Below are 22969 nucleotides of genomic sequence, written 5' to 3'. Positions count from 1 at the left end.
CCGTACCCGATCGGGGAACGAGGTCCGGACACGTCCCACGTTACGCCGCGCCTGCGTCGCCTACGAGACCGGGTCGTCTCCTGCCTGGGCGAACGACGTCAGTCGTAGCACGTACGGCGGTACCCGACATGCGCCGTACGGCGTACGGGCCAACACTGGGCGTAATGCTCACGTCGAGCCGTACAAGGAGGCAGCCATGGGCTGGTTGTGGGCGATCATCGTCGGATTCGTGCTGGGCCTGATCGCCAAGGCGATCATCCCGGGCAAGCAGCACAGTCCCCTCTGGCTGACCACCATCTGCGGCATCCTCGGCGCCATGGCCGGCAACGCCATCGCACGGGCCTTCGGTGTGGACGCGACCCGCGGCATCGACTGGAGCCGCCACGCCTTCCAGCTGGTCGCCGCGATCGTCATCGTGTTCCTGGTCGACATGCTGTACATGGCGACGCTGGGCAAGCGCAAACAGACGACCTGAGAACAGCAGGGTGGGCCTCCCGCAGAGGAGGCCCACCCTGCTGTCGTCGTACCTAGGCGGACGTGACCTCGACCGCGGCGAGGTTCTTCTTGCCCCGCCGCAGCACCAGCCACCGCCCGTGCAGCAGGTCCGCCTCGGCGGGGACCGCGTCCTCGGCGGCGACCTTCACGTTGTTCACGTAGGCCCCGCCCTCCTTCACGGTCCGCCGCGCGGCCGACTTGCTGGCCACCAGACCGACCTCGGCGAACAGGTCCACGACCTGACCGAGCTCGGCGACCTGGATGTGCGGCAGCTCGGAGAGCGACGCGGCCAGCGTCTTCTCGTCCAGCTCCGCCAGCTCGCCCTGCCCGAAGAGGGCCTTGGACGCGGCGATCACGGCGGACGTCTGGTCGGCCCCGTGCACCAGCGTCGTCAGCTCCTCCGCCAGCGCCCGCTGAGCGGCCCGCGCCTGCGGACGCTCCTCGGTCTGCCGCTCCAGATCCTCGATCTCGTCACGCGACCTGAAACTGAAGATCCGCAGGAACTTGGAGACGTCCCGGTCGTCCGCGTTCAGCCAGAACTGGTAGAAGGCGTACGGCGTGGTCATCTCGGGGTCCAGCCACACCGTGCCGGACTCGGTCTTGCCGAACTTCGTGCCGTCGGCCTTGGTGATCAGCGGCGTGCCCAGCGCGTGCACCACGGCCTCGGGCTCGACCTTGTGGATCAGGTCGGTGCCCGAGGTGAGGTTGCCCCACTGGTCGCTGCCACCGGTCTGCAGCGTGCAGCCGTACCGCCGGTACAGCTCCAGGAAGTCCATGCCCTGGAGGATCTGGTAGCTGAACTCGGTGTAGCTGATGCCCTCCTGGGACTCCAGCCGCCGGGCCACCGCCTCCTTGGCGATCATCTTGTTCACCCGGAAATGCTTGCCGACGTCCCGCAGGAACTCGATGGCCGACATGCCCGAGGTCCAGTCCAGGTTGTTCACCATGACCGCCGCGTTCGGACCCTCGAAGTCCAGCAGCGGGGCAATCTGCGCGCGCAGCCGCTCCACCCACTGGGCGACGATCTCGGGGGCGTTGAGCGTGCGCTCCGCGCTCGGCTTCGGGTCACCGATCAGACCGGTGGCACCCCCGACCAGGCCCAGCGGACGGTTGCCCGCGTCCTGGATCCGGCGCATCGTCAGGATCTGCACGAGGTTGCCGAGGTGCAGGCTGGGCGCGGTCGGGTCGAAGCCGCAATAGAACGTGACGGGACCGTCCGCGAACGCCTTGCGCAGTGCGTCCTCGTCAGTGGAGAGGGCGATCAGCCCGCGCCACTTCAGCTCCTCGACGATGTCCGTCACGGTTCTCGTATCTCCTAGAAAGTGCCTCGGGCAGTCGAGTGACTACCGGCTACGAGGTTATACGCCCTGACTGACAGAACTCATATTGAAATCCGGCACCCGCAGCGCGGGCATCGCGGCCCTGGTGAAGTAGTCGCTCCACTCCCTCGGCAGCGTCTTCTCGGTGCGCCCGGCCTCCGTCGCCCGCCCCAGCAGGTCGACCGGCGACTCGTTGAACCGGAAGTTGTTGACCTCGCCGCTCACCTCGCCGTTCTCGACGAGGTAGACGCCGTCCCGGGTCAGGCCGGTGAGCAGCAGCGTGGCCGGGTCGACCTCGCGGATGTACCAGAGGCAGGTCAGCAGCAGCCCGCGTTCGGTGTTCGCGACCATCTCCTCCAGCGAGCGGTCCTCGCCGCCGGTGAGAATCAGGTTGTCGATGGCGGGAGCGACCGGCAGCCCGGTCAGACCCGCCCCGTGCCGGCTGGTGATGAGGCGCTTCAGCTCGCCCTCGCCCACCCAGTCCGTCGCCGTGAGCGGCAGCCCGTTGTCGAACACCGACTGGTCGCCGCCCGAGGAGTGCGCGATCACGAAGGGCGCCGACTCCAGCCCCGGCTCGTTCGGGTCGCTGCGCAGCGTCAGCGGCAGCTCGCTGAGCCGCTCACCCACGCGCGTGCCGCCACCCGGCTTGGAGAACACCGTGCGCCCCTCGACCGCGTCCCGGCCCGACGCCGACCACATCTGGTAGATCAGCAGGTCCGCGACGGCGGTAGGCGGCAGCAGCGTCTCGTACCGCCCGGCCGGCAGCGCGATCCGCCGCTCCGCCCATCCCAGGCGTACGGCGAGCTCGGCGTCCAGCGCGGCCGGGTCGACGTCCTTGAAGTCCCGCGTCGACCGCCCCGCCCACGCCGAGCGCGTACGGTCGGGCGACTTGGCGTTGACCTCCAGCGTGCCGTTCGGCTGGTCGTGACGCAGGCGCAGCCCCGTCGACGTACCGACATAGCTGGACACGAGCTCGTGGTTGGCGAACCCGTACAGCTCACGCCCACCCGCACGCGCGCGTGCGAAGGCCTCGCCGAGCGCGGGCGCGAAGTCGGCGAACACGGCGGAGGTGGTCTCCGCGGGCGCGTCCGTGAAGTCCGGAGACGCCGGTACGTCCGCCACCAGCGGCTGCGCGTCCTCGGCGGGCCCGGCACCGCGCGCGGCGGCCTCGGCGGCCCGCACCAGGGACTCCAGCTCGTCCGCGGTCACGGCCGACCGGGACACGACACCGGAGGCGGTTCCCTCCTTACCGCCGACGGTGGCGACGACCGTGAGAGTACGGCCCCTGGTCACCCCGTTGGTGGTGAGCGCGTTGCCGGCCCAGCGCAGGTTGGCGGTCGAGTGCTCGTCGGCGATCACGACACACCCGTCGGCGACGGACAGTTCCAGCGCCCGCTCGACGATCTCGTGCGGCTTGCTGCTGCGGGCGCTCATCGACCGGCCTCCTGCGTGGTGTTCAGAATGTTGACGCCCTTGAAGAGAGCCGACGGACAACCGTGCGACACGGCCGCGACCTGCCCCGGCTGAGCCTTCCCACAGTTGAAGGCACCCCCGAGCACATACGTCTGCGGCCCACCGACGGCCGCCATGGACCCCCAGAAGTCGGTCGTCGTCGCCTGATAGGCCACGTCCCGCACCTGCCCGGTGATCCGCCCGTTCTCGATCCGGAAGAACCGCTGACCGGTGAACTGGAAGTTGTACCGCTGCATGTCAATGGACCAGGACCGGTCCCCGACCACATAGATCCCGCGGTCGACCCCGCCGATCAGGTCCTCCGTCGCCATGCCGGCCGGGTCCGGCTGCAACGACACGTTGGCCATGCGCTGTACCGGCACATGGCCGGGGGAGTCGGCGAAGGCGCAGCCGTTGGAGCGGTCGAAGCCGGTCAGTTTCGCGATGCGGCGGTCCAGTTGGTAGCCGACGAGCGTGCCGTCCTTGACCAGGTCCCAGGACTGGCCCTCGACGCCCTCGTCGTCGTAACCGACGGTCGCGAGGCCGTGTTCGGCGGTGCGGTCGCCGGTGACGTTCATCAGGTCGGAGCCGTAGCGCAGCTTGCCGAGCTGGTCGAAGGTGGCGAAGGAGGTGCCGGCGTAGGCGGCCTCGTAGCCGAGGGCGCGGTCCAGTTCGGTGGCGTGGCCGATGGACTCGTGGATGGTCAGCCAGAGGTTCGAGGGGTCTACGACCAGGTCGTACAGGCCCGCCTCGACGCTCGGCGCGCGCATCTTCTCGGCGAGCAGCTCGGGGATCTGTTCGAGTTCGCTGTCCCAGTCCCAGCCGGTCCCCGTGAGGTACTCCCAGCCGCGCCCGACCGGCGGTGCGATCGTCCGCATCGAGTCGAACTCGCCGCTCGACTCGTCGACCGACACGGCCGTCAGCTGCGGGTGCAGCCGGACGCGCTGCTGCGTCGTCACGGTCCCCGCGGTGTCGGCGTAGAACTTGTTCTCGTGGACGGTGAGGAGGGAGGCGTCGACGTGGTTGACGCCGTTGGCGGCGAGCAGCCGCGCGCTCCAGTCCGCCAGGAGTGCCGTCTTCTGCTCGTCGGGCACCGAGAAGGGATCGATGTCGTACGACGAGATCCAGGTCCGGTCGGCGTGCACGGGCTCGTCGGCGAGCTCGACGCGCTCGTCCGAACCCGCCGCCTTGATCACCTGGGCGGAGAGTTTCGCCATGGCCACCGCCTGGGAGGCGACCTTGGCGGCGGCGTCCAGGCTCAGGTCCACGCCGGACGCGAAGCCCCAGGTCCCGCCGTGCACGACCCGCACCGCGTACCCGAGGTCGGTGGTGTCCGACGAGCCGGCCGGTTTGGCGTCCCGGAGGCGCCAGGACGCGCTGCGCACCCGCTCGAACCGGAAGTCCGCGTGCTCGGCACCGAGCGCACGCGCGCGTGCGAGTGCCGCGTCGGCGAGGGCGCGCAGAGGTAGAGCCGTGAAGGCTTCGTCGATGGTATGAGGCACCGAGGTCTCTCCTTGTTGTCGTGACCTGTGGTCGGACCGGCGGTACCCCGATCATTTCGTGCCGGCGGGGCCACGGGCCACAGGTTTCGGCCCCGTGCCGGGAACTTTCTGTAGGGACCCGACAGTGAGTCCCGTAAGCCACTGTCGGTGCCCGAATGTCCGTGGACGCGACCGGCCCGATAGGTTTTCGGAGAAGCCGCCTGTCCTTCAGCTGTTCGGGCGGGTGTGTCAGACCCCTATCGAAAGGGTGATCCGTTGAGCCGCTCGGTTCTCGTCACCGGAGGCAACCGGGGCATCGGCCTCGCCATCGCCCGCGCTTTCGCCGACGCCGGCGACAAGGTCGCCATCACGTACCGCTCCGGTGAGCCACCGGCGGGCTTCCTGGCCGTCAAGTGCGACATCACCGACACCGAGCAGGTGGAGCAGGCCTACAAGGAGATCGAGGCCGAGCACGGTCCGGTCGAGGTCCTGATCGCCAACGCCGGCATCACCAAGGACCAGCTCCTGATGCGCATGTCCGAGGAGGACTTCACGTCCGTCCTCGACACCAACCTCACCGGCACCTTCCGCGTGGTCAAGCGCGCCAACCGCGGCATGCTGCGGGCCAAGAAGGGCCGGGTCGTGCTCATCTCGTCGGTCGTCGGCCTGTACGGCGGCCCCGGCCAGGCGAACTACGCCGCCTCCAAGGCCGCCCTGGTCGGCTTCGCGCGCTCCCTCGCCCGTGAGCTGGGCTCGCGCAACATCACCTTCAACGTCGTCGCGCCCGGCTTCGTCGACACCGACATGACCAAGGTGCTCACCGACGAGCAGCGTGCGGGCATCGTGGCCCAGGTGCCGCTCGGCCGGTACGCGCAGCCCGAGGAGGTCGCCGCGACGGTGCGGTTCCTCGCCTCGGACGACGCCTCGTACATCACTGGAGCCGTCATCCCCGTAGACGGCGGACTGGGAATGGGTCACTGAACACCATGAGCGGAATTCTCGAGGGCAAGCGCATCCTGATCACGGGTGTGCTGCTGGAGTCCTCCATCGCCTTCCACGCCGCCAAGCTGGCCCAGGAGCAGGGTGCCGAGATCATCCTGACCGCCTTCCCGCGGCCCACGCTGACCGAGCGCATTGCCAAGAAGCTCCCCAAGGCCACCAAGGTCATCGAGCTCGACGTCACCAACGACGAGCACCTCGGGCGCCTGGCCGACGTCGTCGGCGAGGAGCTCGGCGGCCTCGACGGCGTCGTGCACTCCATCGGCTTCGCGCCGCCGGACGCCCTCGGTGGCAACTTCCTCAACACGCCCTTCGAGTCCGTGGCCACCGCCATGCACGTCTCGGCGTACTCCCTGAAGTCGCTGACCATGGCCTGCCTGCCGCTGATGCAGAACGGCGGCTCGGTCGTCGGCCTCACCTTCGACGCCCAGTACGCCTGGCCGCAGTACGACTGGATGGGCCCCGCCAAGGCCGCCCTGGAGGCCACCAGCCGCTACATCGCGCGCGACCTGGGCAAGCAGAACATCCGCTGCAACCTGATCTCCGCGGGCCCGATCGGCTCGATGGCCGCCAAGTCCATCCCGGGCTTCAGCGACCTCGCCGCCGTGTGGGACGAGCGCTCCCCGCTGGAGTGGGACCTCAAGGACCCGGAGCCGGCCGGCAAGGGCATCGTCGCCCTGCTGAGCGACTGGTTCCCGAAGACCACGGGCGAGATCGTCCACGTGGACGGCGGCCTGCACGCCATCGGCGCCTGATCTCCGGTACGTCGTCGACGCCCCGTTCCGCCGAGGAGCGGGGCGTCCCCCGTTCGGCCTAGCCGACCAGGCGCCGCCGGGCAACAACTGCGCACTCTGGATTACGCGTTCACCACACGCTCCCCTCCCCAGCCCGGCCGAGGAGGTCCCCTTGTGCGCCTGTCCCGCAGCCTGGCCTCAGTGACCGTCGCCGTCGCTCTCGTGCTGTCCCTGCCGTACGAGGCGGTGCCGCACGCGCGCGTGAAGAGATCCGTCTCGGTGCAGCCCTTCGGCGCCGAGTGCCGCACCAGGGTCACCGGGTCCCATGTGACCGCGTACTGCCACAACCCCTATCCGCAGACCGACGGCGTCACCCTGCACGTCGAGTGCGACAAGTGGTGGGACCTCGACACCGACGGCACCCGGGTCGACACCGGGCCGGCCATGACCGTACGGCTGACCGGCCGCTGCTGGGAGGACGTGCGCTCGGTGTGGGTCAGCCACCAGCGGCGGTGAACCGCCCGGGGCGGCACAGGAACGGATAGCTCGCCGCCTCCCGGCCCGCGGCCTCCGCGTCGCCCGCGCGGATCGCGTCCACCAGCCGGGTGTGGTCCATATACGTCTCCGGGGTCAGCTCCTGGCCCACGTCCTCGCGCAGCCAGTCCCGCAGCACCTCGCCGAGGTCGGCGTACATCGCCGTCATCACGTCGTTGTGGGACGCCGACACCACCGCCAGGTGGAAGGTGGCGTCCGCCGTTACGAACGCCTCCGCGTCGCCCGACCCCCACGCCTCCTCCCGGCGCACCAGCAGCGCGTCGAGCTGCTTGAGGTCCTTCTCCGTGCGCCGCTCGGCGGCCAGCCTGGCCGCGGCCGACTCCAGGGTGGAGCGCAGCTCGGCGACGTGTTCGGGGTCCGCGTCGGCGAACCGGCGGTGCATCACGCCCGCCAGCTCGCTGGTCGCCACGACATAGGTGCCCGAGCCCTGGCGGATGTCCAGCAGACCGTTGTGCGCGAGCGCTCGGACGGCCTCGCGGACCGTGTTGCGCGCGACGCCCAGCTGCTCGACGAGCTCCGGCTCCGTGGGGATGCGCGCCCCGACCGGCCACTCGCCCGAGGTGATCTGGTTGCGCAGCGCGGCGATGACCTGCTCGGAGAGCGCCGAACGACGGGGATGACTCAGGGGCATGGCACACCTTCGCACGAGGTGGCCGGGTGCGGCCGACCAAGGGGTGGACAACCAATCATCCCATGATTCTATGATGGACTCATGGCAAGCCAGGAAACCCGGATGACGACGTCCACGGCAATACGCAGTTCGGCCGCGGACGAGCCCCAGCCACCCACCACGCGCGCGTGGACGACACGTCTGCTGATCGTCGGCATCGTGCTGTCGGCCCTCAACCTCCGTCCCGCCATCACCAGCCTCGGCGCGCTCCTCGAAGAGGTCCGCGACGGGCTCGGCATGAGCGGCAGCGTGGCCGGGCTCCTCACCTCGGTGCCCCCGCTCTGCTTCGCCGTCTTCGGCGTCATGGCCCCACGCCTGGCCCGCCGCTTCGGCCCGGGCGCGGTGGTCTGCGCGGGCATGGTGGCCATCACCGCGGGCCTGTTGATACGGCCGTACGCGGGCGGTACGGCCGGATTCCTGGCCGCCAGCGCCCTCACCCTGATGGGCATCGCCGTCAGCAACGTCCTGATGCCGGTCATCGTCAAGCGCTGGTTCCCGGACCGGGTCGGCTCCATGACCGGCCTCTACTCCATGGCACTGGCCCTGGGCACCTCGGCCGCGGCGGCGGTCACGGTGCCCATGACCGATGCACTGGGCGGCAGTTGGCAGACCGGACTCGCGGTGTGGGCGGGGCTCGCGGCGGCGGCCGTACTGCCGTGGACCGCTTTTGTACGGGACCCGGGGCGGGCCGGGAAGCAACGGCACGCGCGCGTGGACGGCGCGGGGGCCGCTGTCGACGGGCACACGCGCGTGGAGGTCGCCGGAGGCTCGGCCGGTGCCCACGCGCGCGTGGAGGCGCCCGCGCTGCGGATCACCCGGAGCCGTACCGCCTGGGCGCTCGCCGTCTTCTTCGGGCTCCAGGCCACCGCCGCCTACATCACCATGGGCTGGATGGCGCAGATCTTCCGGGACGCGGGCGTGGCCGCGAGCACGGCCGGGCTGCTGCTCGCCGTCACCATGGTGATGGGCGTGCCGCTGGCCTTCGTCATCCCGCGTGTGGCCGCCAGGCTGCCGCACCAGGGGCCGATCGTGCTCGCGCTCGGCGCGTGCGGCCTCGCCGGTTACGCCGGTCTGTACTTCGCGCCGGCCGGCGGCGCCTGGGCCTGGGCGCTGCTGCTCGGCGTCTCCAACTGCGCCTTCCCGCTGGCCCTCACCATGGTCGGCATGCGGGCCCGCAGCGGCGCGGGCGTGGCCCAGCTGTCCGCCTTCGCGCAGAGCACCGGCTATCTGATCTCCATCCCGGGGCCGCTCCTGGTCGGTGTGCTCTACCAGCACAGCGGCGGCTGGGGCCTGCCGATCGCGCTCATGGCCGCGCTGATGGTGCCGCAGATGGTGGTCGGCGTGCTGGCCGGGCGCGACCGCACGGTGGAGGACGAGGCGGCCCGCTGACCTCACCCCGGCGGAGCCGGTGCGGGGGAGGGGTGCGAGACTTGCCGTATGCCAGTGCTCGACCCGAACCCCAAGAACGGCCAGAGGAAGATGCTGCTCGTCTTCGGCTCGTTCTTCGCCATCTTCGTGATCATCGCCGTCGTCGCGACGATCGCCTCGCCCTGACGCCAGGATCATCTCGTTCCCGGTCGATGGTGGGGCTAGCCCCACCATCCCCTAGGGGGTGAGTGTCAGGGTCAACTGGGTGGACCTCCGGATGGGTTGGGGGCCGCGGATTCCGTAACTTCGAATCGTGACCGCGAGACGCGGACCACGGACCACTCGAAGACCAGCGGAGGCACCCATGTCGGCCCCTACGTACCCCCGGCCCCGCCCGGCGACCACGGGCGGCGTCGACATACGGCTCCCCTGGTGGGCCCTCGCCCTGCCGGCGCTCGCCTTCATCGTGCTCCTGGCGCTGATGCTGAACCCCACGGACGCGCACGCGGCGAGCGACCCCGCGATCACCCATCTGTTCGAGCGCGCCCAGCAGCTGCTGGGCCGCTGAGCACCGGCTGAGCCGCCGGTCAACTCCCTGCGCCCCATGGCCTGTTTCATGCGAAGCTGGGTTCCATGAGCGTCGCAGAACCCCGCAGGATCGTCCTCTTCCGCCATGCGAAAGCCGACTGGCCACAGGTGACCGACCACGAGCGCCCCCTCGCCGAGCGGGGCCGTATGGACGCCGCAGTCGCCGGACGCAAGCTGACCGACACCGCCATCCCCTTCGACCTGGCACTGTGCTCCACCGCGATCCGGACCCGCGAGACCTGGAAGCTCGCCGTCCACGAGTTCCCGCAGCGGCCGAAAACCGTCTACGAGGAGCGGATCTACGAGGCCTCGCCCGGCGAGCTGATCGCTCTGCTGAACGAGACGCCCGACGACGCGCAGAACCTCGTCCTGATCGGCCACAACCCGGGCGTGCAGGGTCTCGCCGACATCCTGGCCGGCGCCGCCGAGAGTGACGCCCGCGAGCGGATGAACCGCCGCGGCTTCCCGGCCGCCGCCTTCGCAGTCCTCTCCTTCGAGGGCTCCTGGAAGAGCCTGGAGCCGGGCGTGGCCACGCTGCGCGACTTCTGGGCGCCGACCGACTGAGCCCCATGGACGCGAAGGGGCCCGGCACCGTCGCGGTGCCGGGCCCCCTTCACTGTGCGCCGTACGGCTGCGGTCGGCTCACTCCTCGTCGTGCGTGTCCGCCGCCTCGACCTCTTCGCGGGTGACGCCCAGCAGATACAGGACGGTGTCCAGGAAGGGCACGTTCACCGCGGTGTGCGCGGCCTCCCGGACGACCGGCTTGGCGTTGAAGGCGACACCGAGACCGGCCGCGTTCAGCATGTCCAGGTCGTTGGCGCCGTCACCGATCGCCACGGTCTGCGCGAGCGGTACGCCCGCCTCGGCGGCGAACCTGCGCAGCAGACGTGCCTTGCCCGCGCGGTCGACGATCTCGCCGGTGACCTTGCCCGTGAGCTTCCCGTCGACGATCTCCAGGGTGTTGGCCTGGGCGAAATCCAGCCCGAGCCGCTCCTTGAGGTCGTCGGTGACCTGCGTGAACCCGCCGGACACCACGCCCACTTGATAGCCGAGCCGCTTCAGCGTCCGGATCAGGGTCCGGGCACCCGGTGTCAGCCGCACCTCGCTGCGCACCTTGTCCACCACCGACGCGTCCAGCCCCTCCAGCAGCGCCACGCGCGCGTGCAGCGACTGCTCGAAGTCCAGCTCCCCGCGCATCGCGGCCGCGGTCACCTCGGCGACCTTGTCCTCGCAGCCGGCGTGCGCCGCGAAGAGCTCGATCACCTCGTCCTGGATGAGCGTCGAGTCGACGTCCATGACGACGAGCCGCTGCGCCCGCCGGTGCAGCCCCGCGGCGACGACCGCCACGTCGACACCGAGTGCCGCCGCGTCCGTCACCAGGGCGGTGCGCAGGGGCTCGGTCTCGACGCCGGACACCGCGAACTCGACTGCGGTGACGGGGTACTTGGCGAGGCGGAAGATACGGTCGATGTTGCCGCCGGCCTTGGTGATCCGCGCGGCGATCTGGGCGGTGGCCTCCGAGGTGAGCGGGTGGCCGAGGACGGTGACCAGGGAGCGCCCGAGGCCGCGTGGCCGGTTGTCGCCGCGGCCGGAGATGATCTCCGCCTGCATCTTCATCGAGTCCGCCCAGCTGTGGACGGTCGCGCGCAGGTCGCCCTCCAGGCCGGCGGGCGGCGGGGTGACGAGCGCGCACAGCACGATCCGGCCACGGGTGACGACCTGCTCGATGTCGACCACGTCGACGGAGTAGGCGGCGAGGGTGTCGAAGAGTCCGGCCGTGATGCCCGGCCTGTCCTTGCCGAAGATCTTGACGAGGAGGGTGGGAACGTCAACAGGGACGTCAACGGGAACGTCGGGGGTCTGTGAAGCGCTCATGGTGTATCCACCGTATCCGGCACCCAGTGCCGACCGCCGCCGCGGTCCGCCTAGCGGACACGGAACAGTGGGTGTCGACACGGTGGCGATCACCTTACGCGCGGGCCACGGGGGTGCCATTGGGTGACGCCTGCCTCTTTCGTCACGCGGGAGGTGGTGGGGTGGTGGGGCGTGGCGGGCTGTGGTGGGTCGCGGTGGTGGGGCGCGGTGATGGGGCGCGGTGATGGGGCGAGGGGGGCGTGGTGGGGCGAGTGGGTGTGGGGCAGCGGGAGGGCGGACGTATGGCGGTGTACGGCTGGTGCGTCGCCGATCAGCAGCGTGGTCGGGGGCACGGCGAGGGCTGGGGGATGGCGATGGCCGCGGGGGCGGTGATGGCTGGGGGAGGGGACGGAGATGGCAGGGGCGCGGAGACGGCTGAGGGCTCCGGTGAGTGCTGAGGGCCCCGGTGCGAATCGGTGGCCCTAGCCATCTCCGGGGCGAATCGGTGCCCCTCGCAGCCTCCGGGGCGAATCAGTGCCCGTCGCAGCCTCCGGGGCGAACCGGCCGTCGCCGACGCTGAGCCGTATCCGTCGTCGCGGCCGTCTCCCTGTGGTGCCCGGTCCGCCGCGTCCGTTCCCCGGGATGCCTACTCGTCGTCCTCCGGCCTCCTCGGGGGCGGCGGTGGCTGCGGTGGTGGTGGCGGCTCGTTCCGTGGGCGGTATCCGCGGCGGGGGCGAGGCGGCTGGCGTGGCGACCGGGGCGGGGGGCCGTCGAAGGGCCGGGCCTTGGTGGGGGCGCCGTACATGTCGGTGCTCCCGGCATCGGGCGACGACGCCTCGTCGGGCTCCCGACCCTCCTGCCCCCGCGACCGCGCCCACCGCCCGAACCGTCCGGTCGCCTCGGACCGACCTGCCGCGTCGGACTGCCCCGCCGCATCGGGCCGACCGGTTGCCCCGGACCGACCCGTCGCGTCGGGTCGACCCGACATGTCGGACCGCCCGGCCGCATCAGACTGCCCGGTTCCGCCGAGCTGACCCGCCTCGCCGGCAGGCCCGGCCTTACCGAACAGACGCCCGCGCCGATGCGACGGCGAGCCCTCACCTGGTCGCGCCGCGCCGGGCGCTGGAGCATTCCCGGCCCAGGGCGCGCCCGGTGGAGGGCCCTGGCCTGCCCGACCTGCGCCTGGCGACTGACCTGCGCGGCCTGCACTTGGTGACTCGCCTGGCGACTGACCTGCGCGGCCTGCACTTGGTGACTCGCCTGGCGACTGACCTGCGCGGCCTGCACTTGGTGACTCGCCTGGCGGCCGACCTGCGCGGCCTGCACCTGGCGGCTGACCTGCCCAGCCTGCGCCTGGTGGCGGCTCGCTGGCCCCCGTCCAGCCCCCGCTCGGCGCTGTTCCGTCCCCCGCCCGGCCCGTACCGGCTCCCGTCCAGCCCCTGCCCGGCGCTGTTCCGTCCCCTGCGCGGCCCGTGCCTGGTGGCTGGCCCGTGTCCGCCCAGCCCGAGCCCGGCGGCACTCCCTCGCCCGCCTGGCCCCGGCCCGGCGGCCTCCCCCCACCTGCTCGGCCCCCACCGGACGGCGTTCCCCCACCCGCCCGGCCTCCGTCCGGTGGTCGCGCATCCTCCGGTTCCCGGAGTTCGTACGGCAGTTGGAGGTACGGGTTGGTGGAGGGGTTGGGCGGCCGGTACGAGGTGCTGGGTGTGTACGGCCCCGAGGTGTCACCCTCGTACGTCCCCGCCTCCCTCACCGGCACCCCCGACTCCCGCGCGTACTGCGGCTGCCCGGCGCCCACACCTTGCGCTGCCCCGGCTCCCGCTCCCGCCGCCAGTGCCAGCGGCGCCGCCCGCCGTCCCGCCGCCCCGGTCGCCCACGCCAGCAACCCCCCGACGCCGCCCGCTCCCGCACCCCACAGGGCACCGAGCAGCAACGCCATCCCGAGGTTCCCGTGCAGCTGAATCCCGGCCCCGAACGCGTCGAACCCCAGCACCGACAGCGAGGCATCCACCGACACCTCCGTCAGCCATGCGAGCAACGGCAAGGTCAGCGCCGTAACAACCCCCAACCGCAAGGCACAACGCCCGGCAAAGCCGAGCGCCCCCGGACCCCGAGCACCCCCTGCGCCCGTACTCCCCGAACCCCCACCTTCCGCGCCACCGCCGCCCCAGGCCGGGCCGCCCCCAGAACCCCCAGCTCCCGCCGCACCGCCGCTCCAACCTTGGCCGCCCCCAGCCGCACTACCTGCCCAGCCCCCAGCCCCCGCAGGACCCGCCAAACCGCCGCCGCCCCCAGCCCCCGGCCCCCAACCGGCACCGCTCCCGTGCTCCCCCTGCCCCGCACTCGTCCCGCTCCCGGCAGCCGTACCCCCGGCAGCCGTACCTCCAACCGCCCAGCCCCCGCCGCTCCCCACCGGCGTCCGCACCGCCGTCAGCACCCCCGCCAGCAGCATCATCAGTGCCGCTGCCACCGCCAGTAGCCACACCCTGCCGTCCAGGTCGGCCAGGCGGCTCAGGGTCACCGACTGGTTTGTCTTCGCTGTGAGGAGGTCGTCCAGGGGGTCGGGGAGGAGTTTTGTCAGGGCGCCCGTGGCCTTGCCGTCGTACGGGACGAAGAGGCCGATCGGGATGCCCAGCCACGTGCCGTTCGGGGCGCCCAGCAGTGCCGCTCCGAAGATCCTCTTCGGGTGGTCGTCGCCGATCGCCGCGTACGCCGCCGCCGCGAGGCCCGCCGCGACCGCCACGAGGAGGACCGTGACCAGGGCCGAGGCCGCCGGTCGTACCACTCGGTGGACCGCTTCCCAGCCGTGCGGCAGGGGCGTGCGGCGTGAGGCCAGCAGGGCGATCAGGAGGATGCCGGCCGACCAGGCGAGGCCGCCGAGGAGGGTCGGCGCCGTGTCGACCGTGAAGCCGACCGCCGCCTTCGCGTCGATGAGGTTGCCGATGTTGTCCGGAAGCAGGCCGCCGATGTCCCCCAGGTCGCCCAGGCCCGGGATGTCGACCCCGCCACCGCCGCCACCCGCGCCGGGGAGTTTGTCCAGGCCCAGCGAGGCGCCGTCGATCGTGATGACGTCGTGGCCCGCCCACGCCAGCCCACCCAGCGTCGCCACGAAGAGGGCGACCACCGCGCCCGCGCGGGCCAGGAGTTCGGCCGGCTCGATCACAACTCCGGCCGCCCGCAGGGACCGTAGGAAGAACCAGGCAAGCAACAACGCCCCCACCAGGCTGACGCCCAGTGGTGTGATCGTGACGGCCGTGTGCGCCTCCGCGCCTTTCAGGCCGAATGCCGACACATCCCCGGACGGTGTGACCGAACCACCCGCCGCAAGAGCCACCGCAGCCGCAGTCATCGGGCCCAACGAGCCCGCCGAATCCGCCTCCAGCAGATGCAGGGCGAGCGCCGCCGTGCCCGCCATCCCGATCAACGCCCAGCTCACGGAGGCGATCGCGGACAGCAGAACATCTCCCCACGGCACCCTCGAGCCCCTGCTCACGGACCCGACACCCGACGACGCGCTCATGGCAGACCCCCCGATCCGCGGCGCGGCACGTTGGCCGCGCATGTCCCCCTCGCGTGGATTACCACTCTCCGGGTCGGTTTCAACCCCGTCAACGGAACCGGTCGATGCGTCCGTGCGTGGTCTTCAAAAGGCCCGACTTTCGGTCAGGGGGGCGAGCCTGAAATAGTTCCCGACGATGTTCGACATCCCTAGACTCCCTGTGTTGGGGGTAACTCGGGGGACTACTCAGTGGGGCTTGGAGTGCCGGAACTCGTACTGGAATTGAATGGCCGCACCTGGACGCTCGATCCGTCCAGGCCGTACACCCTCGGACGCGATCCGCAGGGCGACATCGTGCTGGACGACGCGAGGGTGTCCTGGCGTCATGCCACGATCAGCTGGGGGGGCCGTAGTTGGGTCATCGAGGACCACGGCTCGACCAACGGCACGTTCGTGCAGGGCCAGCGGGTCCATCAGATGGAGATCGGCCCCGGCTCGGCGGTCCATCTGGGCAACGCGAACGACGGCCCGCGGCTGACCGCCTCGGGCACCGCCGCGGCCGTCCCGACACCGCAGGCCCAGCCGCAGCAACAGCCGTACGCCGCCCAGGGCGCGGCCCCCGGCTGGGCGCAGCAGGCACCGCCGCAGCAGGCACCTCAGCAGCACGCGGCCCCGCAGGCCGGCTGGCAGCAGCCGCAGCAGGCCGCCGCACCGATCCCGCAGCAGCCGGGCCCCGGTGGTGGCGCGGGGGCGCCGCCGGTCTACGGCGACCGCAGCCCGACCACGTTCCACCAGTTCTCCATCGGCCGTGTGATGCGCATCGGCCGTGCCCTGGAGAACGAGCTGGTCGTCTCCGACCTCCAGGTCTCCCGGCACCACGCCGAGTTCCACTCGACGCCCGACGGGCGCATGGAGATCCGCGACCTGGGCTCGCACAACGGCACGTACGTCAACGGTCAGCCGATCGCCAAGGGCGGCTCGGCGCTGCTCGGCCCGACCGACATCGTCGGCGTCGGCCACTCCACCTTCCGGATCGTCGGCGACCACCTCGAGGAGTTCGTCGACACCGGTGAGGTCTCCTTCTCGGCCCGCCACCTGACGGTGACCGTCGACGGCGGCAAGCAGATCCTCAAGGACGTCTCCTTCGGCGTACCGGAGAAGTCGCTGATCGCGGTCATCGGACCGTCCGGTTCCGGCAAGTCGACCCTGCTCAAGGCGCTGACCGGCTACCGGCCCGCCAACCAGGGCGACGTCCTCTACGACAACCGGAACCTCTACAAGCAGTTCGCCGAGCTGCGCCAGCGCATCGGTCTGGTCCCGCAGGACGACATCCTGCACAAGGAGCTGACCGTCAAGAAGGCCCTCAAGTACGCGGCCAAGCTGCGCTTCCCGGCCGACACCACCGGCGCCGAGCGCGAGGCCCGCATAGACGAGGTGCTGCGTGAGCTGAAGCTCGACGTGCACAAGGAGAAGAAGGTCACCTCCCTCTCCGGCGGCCAGCGCAAGCGCGTCTCGGTGGCCCTGGAGCTGCTCACCAAGCCGTCGCTGATCTTCCTGGACGAGCCGACCTCGGGCCTCGACCCGGGCATGGACCGCGACGTCATGCAGCTGCTGCGCGGCCTCGCCGACGACGGTCGCACGGTCCTCGTCGTCACCCACTCGGTGGCCGAACTGGCGCTGTGCGACAAGCTCCTGGTGATGGCCCCGGGCGGCGCGGTCGCCTACTTCGGTCCGCCGGAGGAGGCACTGAACTTCTTCGGCTACGACACCTGGGCCGACGTCTTCTCCGCCTTCGAGAACTACCGTGACTACGACTGGGCCGGACGCTGGAAGGGCTCGCAGCACTACCAGATGTACGCCGCGGACATCGACGCGGTCGCACCACAGTCCGTACAGATGCCGCCGATGCAGGCGATGAAGCCGCCGAAGCCACAGGGCTGGATGAGCCAGCTGGGCACCCTGGTGCGCCGCTATGTCTCGGTCATCGCCTCCGACAAGGGCTTCCTGGCGCTGACGGTGATCCTGCCGCTCGTCCTCGGCTCGGTCAGCCTGCTCATCGACTCGGGCAAGGACCTGCTGGTCAACACGGAGATCAACCCGGCGACCAAGCAGCCCGTCCCGAACGGCACGGCCACCACGGTCCTGCTCATCCTCGCGGTCGGCGCCTGTTTCGCCGGCGCCGCGAACTCCGTCCGTGAGCTGATCAAGGAACGGGTGATCTACGAGCGGGAGCGCGCGACCGGCCTGTCCCGCTCCGCGTACCTGATGTCCAAGGTCCTGGTGCTCGGCTTCATCACGGTGCTCCAGGGCCTGATGGTCGGCATGATCGGCTTCGCCAGCCGGACCATCCCGAAGGAGGGTGTGGTCCTCGGCAAGCTCACGCTCCTGGAACTCTCCATCCCGGTCATGGCGCTGGGCTTCACCTCGATGATGTTCGGTCTGATCATCTCCGCGCTGGTGAAGACCTCGGAGAAGACCATGCCGCTGCTGGTCATGTTCGCGATCGTCCAGGTGGTCTTCACCGGCTGCCTGTTCGCGCTGAACGGCGCGGTCGGCGTCAACCAGATCTCGTACCTGATGCCGTCGCGCTGGGCGGTCGCCGCCGCGGGCGCCACGCTGGACTTCAACCGGATCAGTCCGCCCGGCAAGGGCAAGCCCGACGACCCGCTGTGGGAGCACACCGCGGCCGCCTGGAGCATGGACATGATCGCCCTGATCGCCCTCGGCGTGATCTGCGCCTTCTTCGTGGCCCGCTTCCTGCGCCGCCACGAGCCGGAGGTCATGCGGAAGTAGTCCGGATACGACCGCGAAGGGCGGCACCCGTCAGGGGGTGCCGCCCTTCGGCGTTCGCGTGCAGAGGTCCGCGCCGACCTCAGTACGCGCTGTTGACGTTGTCGATCGAGCCGTACTTGTCGGCCGCGTAGTTGGCGGCGGCCGTGATGTTGGCGACCGGGTCGTAGATGTTCGTCGACGTACCGGAGACGTGGTACGCGTTGAAGGTCGGCTGGATGACCTGGAGCAGACCGATCGACGGGGTGCCGTTGATCGCGTTGACGTCCCAGCCGTTGACGGCGTTCGGGTTGCCCGAGGACTCGCGGATGATGTTGCGGTACAGGCCGTTGTAGGTGCCCGGGATGCCCTTGGCCTTCATGATGGCGAGGCTGTGCTTGATCCAGCCGTCGAGGTTGTTGGCGTAGGTCGGCGTGGCGGCGGCCTTCTTGAGCGCGGCACGCTTGGCGGACCGGCTCGCGGCCTCCTTGGCCTTGCGCTCGGCGGCGGCCTTTGCCGCGGCCTTCTTCTGGGCGGCAGCTGCGGCCGCCTTCTTCTTCGCGGCGGCCTCGGCGGCGGCCTTCGCCTGGGCCCGGGCCTTGGCGGCCTCGGTCTTCAGGCTGTCGGCGGCGAGCTGGTCGGTGACGCTGGCCTTGACGCCCTTGATCTGCTCGGAGCTGTAGGCCACGTGGGCCGAGGAAGCAGCCTCGCTCGTGGTGGTCTCGGCGTTGCTGGGCACCGCGGAGAAGGCGAGGGCGGCGGCGCCGAGGGTGGCGACACCGGCGATCGCGATCTTGTGCTGGCGGGTCAGCTTACGACTGTGACCACGAGTACTGGAGTTCTTCGGCATGGCAGACGGACCTCTTCGAATAGCGCGGAGGTCGCTCGACGTCCGGCGGGGGACACGGGTCCTTCCCGCACGAACGCCGCGGGGGAGACCCGCGGCGCTGAGCGACGGCTGCCATTCTTAGCGGCCGCAAAATGTGGTGGCAAAGGTGTGACGTACGATCCCGGGTAGTTGATCCGTGAAGGGCAAAACCGGACAGAGTGGACCGTCTATCCCGCTCATGTGGTGAGTCCGTATCTCCTATCGACCTTCGTACGTGACGTGCGCCCTATGCGCGGGCTCACATCGAGCGCGTAACGGCCTCACCGGTAGTTGCTGGAGCAATGCTCTGCGTGAGGATCCTCCTCCGGGAGGAGGAGATGGGCGTCCCCGAACTCGTGCCACAGGTAGAGCCCGCGCAGCGCCTCGTCGTAGCCACGGTCGATCGCGGCCCGTCCGGCGATCGCCTCCAGCATCAGCAGATGCGAGGCCTCCGGCTCGTGCAGCCCGGTCAGCAGCCCGTCCACGACCCGCACCCCGCGCTCCGGGGTCACCACGAGGTCCGTCCACCCCGCACGCGCGCGTACGACGCCGTCGTCGCCGACGGCCGACTCCACGGCCCGCACGGCGGTCGTCCCGACGGCGACCACGCGCCCGTCCCCGGCCTTCACGGCGTTGATGAGCCGGGCCGACGCCTCCGGCACCGAGAACCGCTCCGGATACGGTGGCTCGTGTGCCTCCTGCGAGGCCACTCCGGTGTGCAGCGTGATCGGCGCGAACTGCACGCCCCGGCTCACCAGCTCCGCCACCAGCCGCGCCGTGAAGGGCCGCGCGGCGCTCGGCATCTCCGCACTGCCCGCCCCGTCGGCGGACGGCAGCGCGAACACCGTCTGGTAGACGGACAGCGGCTGGTCCCGCTCCGTATAGGAGTACCGAATGGGCCGCCCGTGCTCCCGCAACATCCCGAGCACGTCCGCCCCGGCGACCCGCGCCCACCACAACCGCCCACTGCTCGCGCTCAGCGGCTCCTCCAGCACCAGCCGCACGCCCCCGGGCAGCCGCACCTCCAAGCCGACGAGCCCACCGACACCCGAGCCGACCGCGCCCGCCCCGGCGGCCGTGTCTGCCCCGGCGGTCGGCCCTGTCCCTGCGGCCGTCCCCGTCCCCGCGGCCCGTTCGGCCTCTGGGGCTCGTCCTGTGCTCGCGGCTCGTCCCGTCTCTGAGGGTCGTCCTGTCCACGCAGCACGTCCCACCCCCGCGCCCGGTCCCCTCTCTGCGGCCAGCCCTCTCTCCGCGTCCCGCCCCGTCCACGCGCGCGTGGTCCCCTTCCCGTCCGGCTCCCGCAGCTCCACCGCCCACTGGCCGTCGTCCCCGCGTGTGGAGAAGTGCACCACCACGCGCGCGTGCCCGACCCGTCCGTCCACGGCCGCCGCCAGCGTGGGCGACGTGTTGACGACGAGCAGGTCCCCGGCCCGCAGCAGCCGCGGCAACTCCGTGAACACGTGGTGCGACACCTCCGTCCCACGCGACACCAGCAGCCGTACGGCGTCCCGGTCGAGCCCGGGACCGCGCTGCTCGACCGGAACCCGCGCCGAGAGCTCCTCCGGCACTCTTACCGCCAGCGTCATCGCCCCTCCACCAGGAGCGACGGCGCCGAGTAGCGGCCGCTCGCCGGCCGCTCGTCCAGCAGCCGCAGGAAGGCCGGCACCACACTGGCCGGCGCCGGCCGAGGATCCCCGTCGTCCGGTACGGCCGCCGCGTACAGGTCGGTCGCCATGTCCCCGGGGTCGACCGCCCACACCCGCAGCCCGGGCTCCTCCGCGCCGAGCACGGCCGCGAGATGGTCCAGGGCAGCCTTGGACGCCCCGTACCCGCCCCAGGTCTCGTAGGCCTCGGCCGCCGCGTCCGAGCTGACCGTGATCACCGCGCCCGCCCCGGACGCCCGCAGCAGCGGCAGCGTCTCCTGGACCAGACCCAGCGCGGCCACCACGTTCACCTCCAGCGCCGTCCGCAGGCCCTCCAGTGGCAGCCCGGCCAGCCGGACGAGCGGCTCGGCGCCCAGCGCGCTCGCGTTGTTCACCAGCAGATCGACGCCGCCGAGCTTCCAGGCCGCCGCCACCAGCTCGGACCGGTGGGCGGCGTCCGTGACGTCCCCGGGCAGCGCCGTCACGCGCGTGCCGTACGCGTCGAGCCCGGCCGCCGTCTCCTGGAGGACCTCCGCCGTCCTGGCGTCGAGCACCAGGTCCCAGCCGCGCGCGGCGAGCGCCTCGGCGAGCGCCCGCCCCAGCCCCTTCGACGCCCCCGTGATGATCGCTACCGGCATGACCCACGTCCCCTCGTCTCGCCCGCCCCTCGATCGGCGGTGACCTCAACGTAGGAACCGGGGCACCCGCCCCGCCTCGGACGCGGGCCGCAAAGCACCGGGGCCCTTCGGCCTACGCCGCCGGTCCCGGGTCCCCGGCCTAGGTCACCGGTCCTAGGCCCAGCGCCCCGGTCCATGCCGTCACAGGTCCGATCCGCGCTGTCACACCCCGCCGGTACCTTGAGGTCATGAGTCACGGCCCCCGGTCCGGCCTCGCAGCGGTCAGTGCCGCGCTGCTGGCCATGAGCAGGCACCTGGAGGTGCGCGACGTCCTCAAGACGATCGTCGCCTCGGCCCGCGAGCTGCTCGGCGCGCAGTACGCCGCGCTCGGCGTCCCCGACGACCACGGCGGCTTCGCCCAGTTCGTCGTGGACGGCGTGAGCGACGCCCAGTGGAAGGCCATCGGCCCGCTCCCGCGCCAGCACGGCATCCTCGCCGCGATGCTCCAGGAGGCCAAGGTCGAGCGCCTGGCCGACGTACGCAACGACCCTCGCTTCGAGGGCTGGCCTTCCGCCCACCCCGACATGTCCGACTTCCTGGGCCTGCCGATCAGGGACGGCGATGAGGTGATCGGCGCCTTGTTCCTCGCAAACAAGAACTGCCCGAAGCCGGAAGGCGGTTGCGGCTTCACCGAGGAGGACGAGGACCTGCTCGCCATCCTCGCCCAGCACGCCGCGATCGCCCTCACCAACGCCCGCCTCTACGAGCGCAGCCGCGAGCTGACCATCGCCGAGGAGCGGTCCCGCCTCGCCCACGAACTGCACGACGCGGTCAGCCAGAAGCTGTTCTCGCTGCGCCTGACCGCCCAGGCCGCCGCCGCACTCGTCGACCGCGACCCGGCCCGGGCCAAGGGAGAGATGCAGCAGGTGGCCGCGCTCGCCGCCGAAGCCGTCGACGAACTGCGCGCCGCCGTCGTCGAGTTGCGCCCCGCGGCCCTCGACGAGGACGGCCTCGTCGCCACCCTGCGCACCCAGATCCAGGTCCTCGACCGCGCCCACACCGCGCGCGTGACCTTCGACAGCCACGGCGTGCGCGCCCTGCCGGCCGCCCAGGAGGAGGCGGTCCTGCGGGTCGCCCAGGAGGCCCTGCACAACGCCCTGCGGCACTCCGGCGCACAGCACGTGGACGTGACCCTGGCCCGGTGCGGCACCGCTGCCGTCCTCCGCGTCACGGACGACGGCAGCGGCTTCGACCCGAGTTCGACCCGGCGGGCGGGCCGCCACCTGGGCCTGGTGTCCATGCGCGACCGCGCGAGCGGGGTCGGCGGCGCGCTGACCGTCGAATCGGCGCCCGGAAAGGGCACCACGATCGAGATGGAGGTCCCCGGTGGCTGACGCAATCAAGGTGCTCCTCGTCGACGACCACCAGGTGGTCCGTCGCGGACTGCGCACCTTCCTGGAAGTGCAGGACGACATCGAGGTCGTGGGCGAGGCCGCCGACGGTGCCGAAGGGGTCGCCCGCGCCGAGGAGCTGCGGCCCGACGTCGTCCTCATGGACGTCAAGATGCCGGGCATGGACGGCGTGGACGCCCTCCGCAAGCTCCGCGAACTGGCGAACCCCGCGCGCGTACTGATCGTCACCAGCTTCACCGAACAGCGCACGGTGGTCCCGGCCCTGCGCGCCGGCGCCGCCGGATACGTCTACAAGGACGTGGACCCGGACGCCCTCGCCGGCGCCATCCGCTCGGTGCACGCCGGCCACATCCTGCTCCAACCCGAGGTGGCGGGCGCCCTGTTGTCCCAGGAGGAGGCCAACTCGGGCCAGGGGAGAGGCGGTTCGCTCACGGAACGGGAGCGCGAGGTACTGGGCCTGATAGCGGACGGCCGCTCCAACCGCGAGATCGCCCGCGCCCTCGTGCTCTCCGAGAAGACCGTCAAGACCCACGTCTCCAACATCCTGATGAAGCTCGACCTCGCGGACCGCACCCAGGCCGCGCTCTGGGCCGTACGACACGGCGTGACCGGCTGAAACGCGCCGTGCGCGCCGGTACGGCGACGGCAA

The 22969-nt window shown here is 71.3% G+C and carries 20 protein-coding genes; 11 read left to right on the top strand and 9 right to left on the bottom strand.

Annotated elements, in window-relative coordinates; translation table 11 throughout:
• Window positions 1-196: 196 nt before the first annotated feature.
• A complete protein-coding gene (locus ACQEWB_RS11025) occupies window positions 197-475 on the top strand; it encodes a GlsB/YeaQ/YmgE family stress response membrane protein (RefSeq protein WP_432829582.1) in 279 nt (92 codons plus the stop codon).
• Between the two features lie 52 nt (window positions 476-527).
• Here ACQEWB_RS11025 and tyrS read toward each other — a convergent pair whose 3' ends face one another.
• The 3 genes from tyrS to ACQEWB_RS11010 are packed head-to-tail and all read right to left on the bottom strand — an operon-like array spanning window position 528 to window position 4768.
• Complete coding sequence (tyrS, locus tag ACQEWB_RS11020; protein ID WP_432829580.1) at window positions 528-1796, bottom strand: tyrosine--tRNA ligase; 1269 nt, start codon at window positions 1794-1796, stop codon at window positions 528-530.
• A 57-nt stretch (window positions 1797-1853) separates the two neighbouring features.
• On the bottom strand, window positions 1854-3248 hold the full coding sequence (locus ACQEWB_RS11015) for a metallopeptidase TldD-related protein (RefSeq protein WP_432829578.1): 1395 nt from the start codon (window positions 3246-3248) through the stop codon (window positions 1854-1856).
• A complete protein-coding gene (locus ACQEWB_RS11010; RefSeq protein WP_432829576.1) occupies window positions 3245-4768 on the bottom strand; it encodes a TldD/PmbA family protein in 1524 nt (507 codons plus the stop codon). The genes ACQEWB_RS11015 and ACQEWB_RS11010 overlap by 4 nt, the downstream gene beginning before the upstream one ends.
• Window positions 4769-5023: 255 nt before the next feature.
• On the opposite strand from ACQEWB_RS11010, the gene fabG reads away from it, so the two are divergent.
• The 3 genes from fabG to ACQEWB_RS10995 all read left to right on the top strand — a co-directional run bounded on the left by fabG (window position 5024) and on the right by ACQEWB_RS10995 (window position 6996).
• Entirely contained in the window at window positions 5024-5728 is a 705-nt protein-coding gene (gene fabG, locus ACQEWB_RS11005) for a 3-oxoacyl-[acyl-carrier-protein] reductase (RefSeq protein WP_360841187.1), read from the top strand.
• A gap of 5 nt (window positions 5729-5733) precedes the next feature.
• A complete protein-coding gene (fabI, locus tag ACQEWB_RS11000) occupies window positions 5734-6501 on the top strand; it encodes an enoyl-ACP reductase FabI (RefSeq protein WP_432829574.1) in 768 nt (255 codons plus the stop codon).
• 153 nt (window positions 6502-6654) lie between these two features.
• Window positions 6655-6996: a hypothetical protein gene (locus tag ACQEWB_RS10995; protein ID WP_432829572.1), complete on the top strand. Its 342-nt coding sequence runs from the start codon at window positions 6655-6657 to the stop codon at window positions 6994-6996.
• Here the strand turns inward: ACQEWB_RS10995 and ACQEWB_RS10990 are convergent.
• The gene (locus ACQEWB_RS10990; RefSeq protein ID WP_432829570.1) at window positions 6977-7666 is read right to left on the bottom strand and encodes a FadR/GntR family transcriptional regulator; all 690 of its coding nucleotides are present in this window, start codon (window positions 7664-7666) and stop codon (window positions 6977-6979) included. The genes ACQEWB_RS10995 and ACQEWB_RS10990 overlap by 20 nt on opposite strands.
• A gap of 81 nt (window positions 7667-7747) precedes the next feature.
• On the opposite strand from ACQEWB_RS10990, the gene ACQEWB_RS10985 reads away from it, so the two are divergent.
• From ACQEWB_RS10985 to ACQEWB_RS10970, 4 genes are all read left to right on the top strand, one after another.
• On the top strand, window positions 7748-9094 hold the full coding sequence (locus ACQEWB_RS10985) for a CynX/NimT family MFS transporter (protein ID WP_432829568.1): 1347 nt from the start codon (window positions 7748-7750) through the stop codon (window positions 9092-9094).
• 48 nt (window positions 9095-9142) lie between these two features.
• Window positions 9143-9259: an SGM_5486 family transporter-associated protein gene (locus ACQEWB_RS10980; protein WP_432829566.1), complete on the top strand. Its 117-nt coding sequence runs from the start codon at window positions 9143-9145 to the stop codon at window positions 9257-9259.
• Window positions 9260-9437: 178 nt separating this feature from the next.
• A complete protein-coding gene (locus tag ACQEWB_RS10975) occupies window positions 9438-9641 on the top strand; it encodes a hypothetical protein (RefSeq protein ID WP_432829564.1) in 204 nt (67 codons plus the stop codon).
• 65 nt (window positions 9642-9706) lie between these two features.
• Entirely contained in the window at window positions 9707-10225 is a 519-nt protein-coding gene (locus ACQEWB_RS10970; protein ID WP_432829562.1) for a SixA phosphatase family protein, read from the top strand.
• 78 nt (window positions 10226-10303) lie between these two features.
• On the opposite strand, the gene serB is transcribed toward ACQEWB_RS10970, so the two are convergent.
• Together serB and ACQEWB_RS10960 are read right to left on the bottom strand one after the other, a co-directional pair.
• Entirely contained in the window at window positions 10304-11536 is a 1233-nt protein-coding gene (gene serB, locus ACQEWB_RS10965; protein WP_432829560.1) for a phosphoserine phosphatase SerB, read from the bottom strand.
• Window positions 11537-12161: 625 nt separating this feature from the next.
• Window positions 12162-15032, bottom strand: a complete 2871-nt coding sequence (locus ACQEWB_RS10960) for a streptophobe family protein (RefSeq protein ID WP_432829558.1) — start codon at window positions 15030-15032, stop codon at window positions 12162-12164.
• A 240-nt stretch (window positions 15033-15272) separates the two neighbouring features.
• On the opposite strand from ACQEWB_RS10960, the gene ACQEWB_RS10955 reads away from it, so the two are divergent.
• The gene (locus ACQEWB_RS10955) at window positions 15273-17804 is read left to right on the top strand and encodes an FHA domain-containing protein (RefSeq protein ID WP_432829556.1); all 2532 of its coding nucleotides are present in this window, start codon (window positions 15273-15275) and stop codon (window positions 17802-17804) included.
• A gap of 79 nt (window positions 17805-17883) precedes the next feature.
• Here the strand turns inward: ACQEWB_RS10955 and ACQEWB_RS10950 are convergent, their stop codons facing one another.
• The 3 genes from ACQEWB_RS10950 to ACQEWB_RS10940 all read right to left on the bottom strand — a co-directional run bounded on the left by ACQEWB_RS10950 (window position 17884) and on the right by ACQEWB_RS10940 (window position 20929).
• Window positions 17884-18630: a transglycosylase SLT domain-containing protein gene (locus tag ACQEWB_RS10950; protein ID WP_432829554.1), complete on the bottom strand. Its 747-nt coding sequence runs from the start codon at window positions 18628-18630 to the stop codon at window positions 17884-17886.
• A 299-nt stretch (window positions 18631-18929) separates the two neighbouring features.
• Window positions 18930-20234, bottom strand: a complete 1305-nt coding sequence (locus ACQEWB_RS10945; RefSeq protein WP_432829551.1) for an S-adenosylmethionine:tRNA ribosyltransferase-isomerase — start codon at window positions 20232-20234, stop codon at window positions 18930-18932.
• Window positions 20231-20929, bottom strand: a complete 699-nt coding sequence (locus ACQEWB_RS10940; protein ID WP_432829549.1) for an SDR family NAD(P)-dependent oxidoreductase — start codon at window positions 20927-20929, stop codon at window positions 20231-20233. The genes ACQEWB_RS10945 and ACQEWB_RS10940 overlap by 4 nt, the downstream gene beginning before the upstream one ends.
• 227 nt (window positions 20930-21156) lie before the next feature.
• On the opposite strand from ACQEWB_RS10940, the gene ACQEWB_RS10935 reads away from it, so the two are divergent.
• Window positions 21157-22302, top strand: coding sequence for a GAF domain-containing sensor histidine kinase (locus ACQEWB_RS10935; RefSeq protein WP_432829547.1), 1146 nt, complete (start codon window positions 21157-21159; stop codon window positions 22300-22302).
• Window positions 22295-22936 carry a response regulator gene (locus tag ACQEWB_RS10930; RefSeq protein ID WP_242774252.1) on the top strand — a complete coding sequence of 214 codons (642 nt, stop codon included), beginning with the start codon at window positions 22295-22297 and terminating at the stop codon, window positions 22934-22936. Before ACQEWB_RS10935 ends, ACQEWB_RS10930 begins: the two co-directional genes overlap by 8 nt.
• Window positions 22937-22969 lie beyond the last annotated feature (33 nt).

Source organism: Streptomyces sp. CA-249302 (assembly GCF_050936785.1).
Taxonomy (GTDB): domain Bacteria; phylum Actinomycetota; class Actinomycetes; order Streptomycetales; family Streptomycetaceae; genus Streptomyces.
Note: the sequence above shows the minus strand (reverse complement) of the source record. Positions and strands in the feature narration are given on the sequence as shown.

What these genes read in the sequence shown, in the direction of transcription:
- ACQEWB_RS11025 (WP_432829582.1), top strand. Translation starts at nt 197, where the DNA reads ATGGGCTGGTTGTGGGCGATCATCGTCGGATTCGTGCTGGGCCTGATC.
- ACQEWB_RS11015 (WP_432829578.1), bottom strand. Translation starts at nt 3,248, where the DNA reads ATGAGCGCCCGCAGCAGCAAGCCGCACGAGATCGTCGAGCGGGCGCTG.
- fabI (WP_432829574.1), top strand. Translation starts at nt 5,734, where the DNA reads ATGAGCGGAATTCTCGAGGGCAAGCGCATCCTGATCACGGGTGTGCTG.
- ACQEWB_RS10990 (WP_432829570.1), bottom strand. Translation starts at nt 7,666, where the DNA reads ATGCCCCTGAGTCATCCCCGTCGTTCGGCGCTCTCCGAGCAGGTCATC.
- ACQEWB_RS10985 (WP_432829568.1), top strand. Translation starts at nt 7,748, where the DNA reads ATGGCAAGCCAGGAAACCCGGATGACGACGTCCACGGCAATACGCAGT.
- ACQEWB_RS10980 (WP_432829566.1), top strand. Translation starts at nt 9,143, where the DNA reads ATGCCAGTGCTCGACCCGAACCCCAAGAACGGCCAGAGGAAGATGCTG.
- ACQEWB_RS10975 (WP_432829564.1), top strand. Translation starts at nt 9,438, where the DNA reads ATGTCGGCCCCTACGTACCCCCGGCCCCGCCCGGCGACCACGGGCGGC.
- ACQEWB_RS10970 (WP_432829562.1), top strand. Translation starts at nt 9,707, where the DNA reads ATGAGCGTCGCAGAACCCCGCAGGATCGTCCTCTTCCGCCATGCGAAA.
- serB (WP_432829560.1), bottom strand. Translation starts at nt 11,536, where the DNA reads ATGAGCGCTTCACAGACCCCCGACGTTCCCGTTGACGTCCCTGTTGAC.
- ACQEWB_RS10960 (WP_432829558.1), bottom strand. Translation starts at nt 15,032, where the DNA reads ATGAGCGCGTCGTCGGGTGTCGGGTCCGTGAGCAGGGGCTCGAGGGTG.
- ACQEWB_RS10950 (WP_432829554.1), bottom strand. Translation starts at nt 18,630, where the DNA reads ATGCCGAAGAACTCCAGTACTCGTGGTCACAGTCGTAAGCTGACCCGC.
- ACQEWB_RS10945 (WP_432829551.1), bottom strand. Translation starts at nt 20,234, where the DNA reads ATGACGCTGGCGGTAAGAGTGCCGGAGGAGCTCTCGGCGCGGGTTCCG.
- ACQEWB_RS10940 (WP_432829549.1), bottom strand. Translation starts at nt 20,929, where the DNA reads ATGCCGGTAGCGATCATCACGGGGGCGTCGAAGGGGCTGGGGCGGGCG.
- ACQEWB_RS10935 (WP_432829547.1), top strand. Translation starts at nt 21,157, where the DNA reads ATGAGTCACGGCCCCCGGTCCGGCCTCGCAGCGGTCAGTGCCGCGCTG.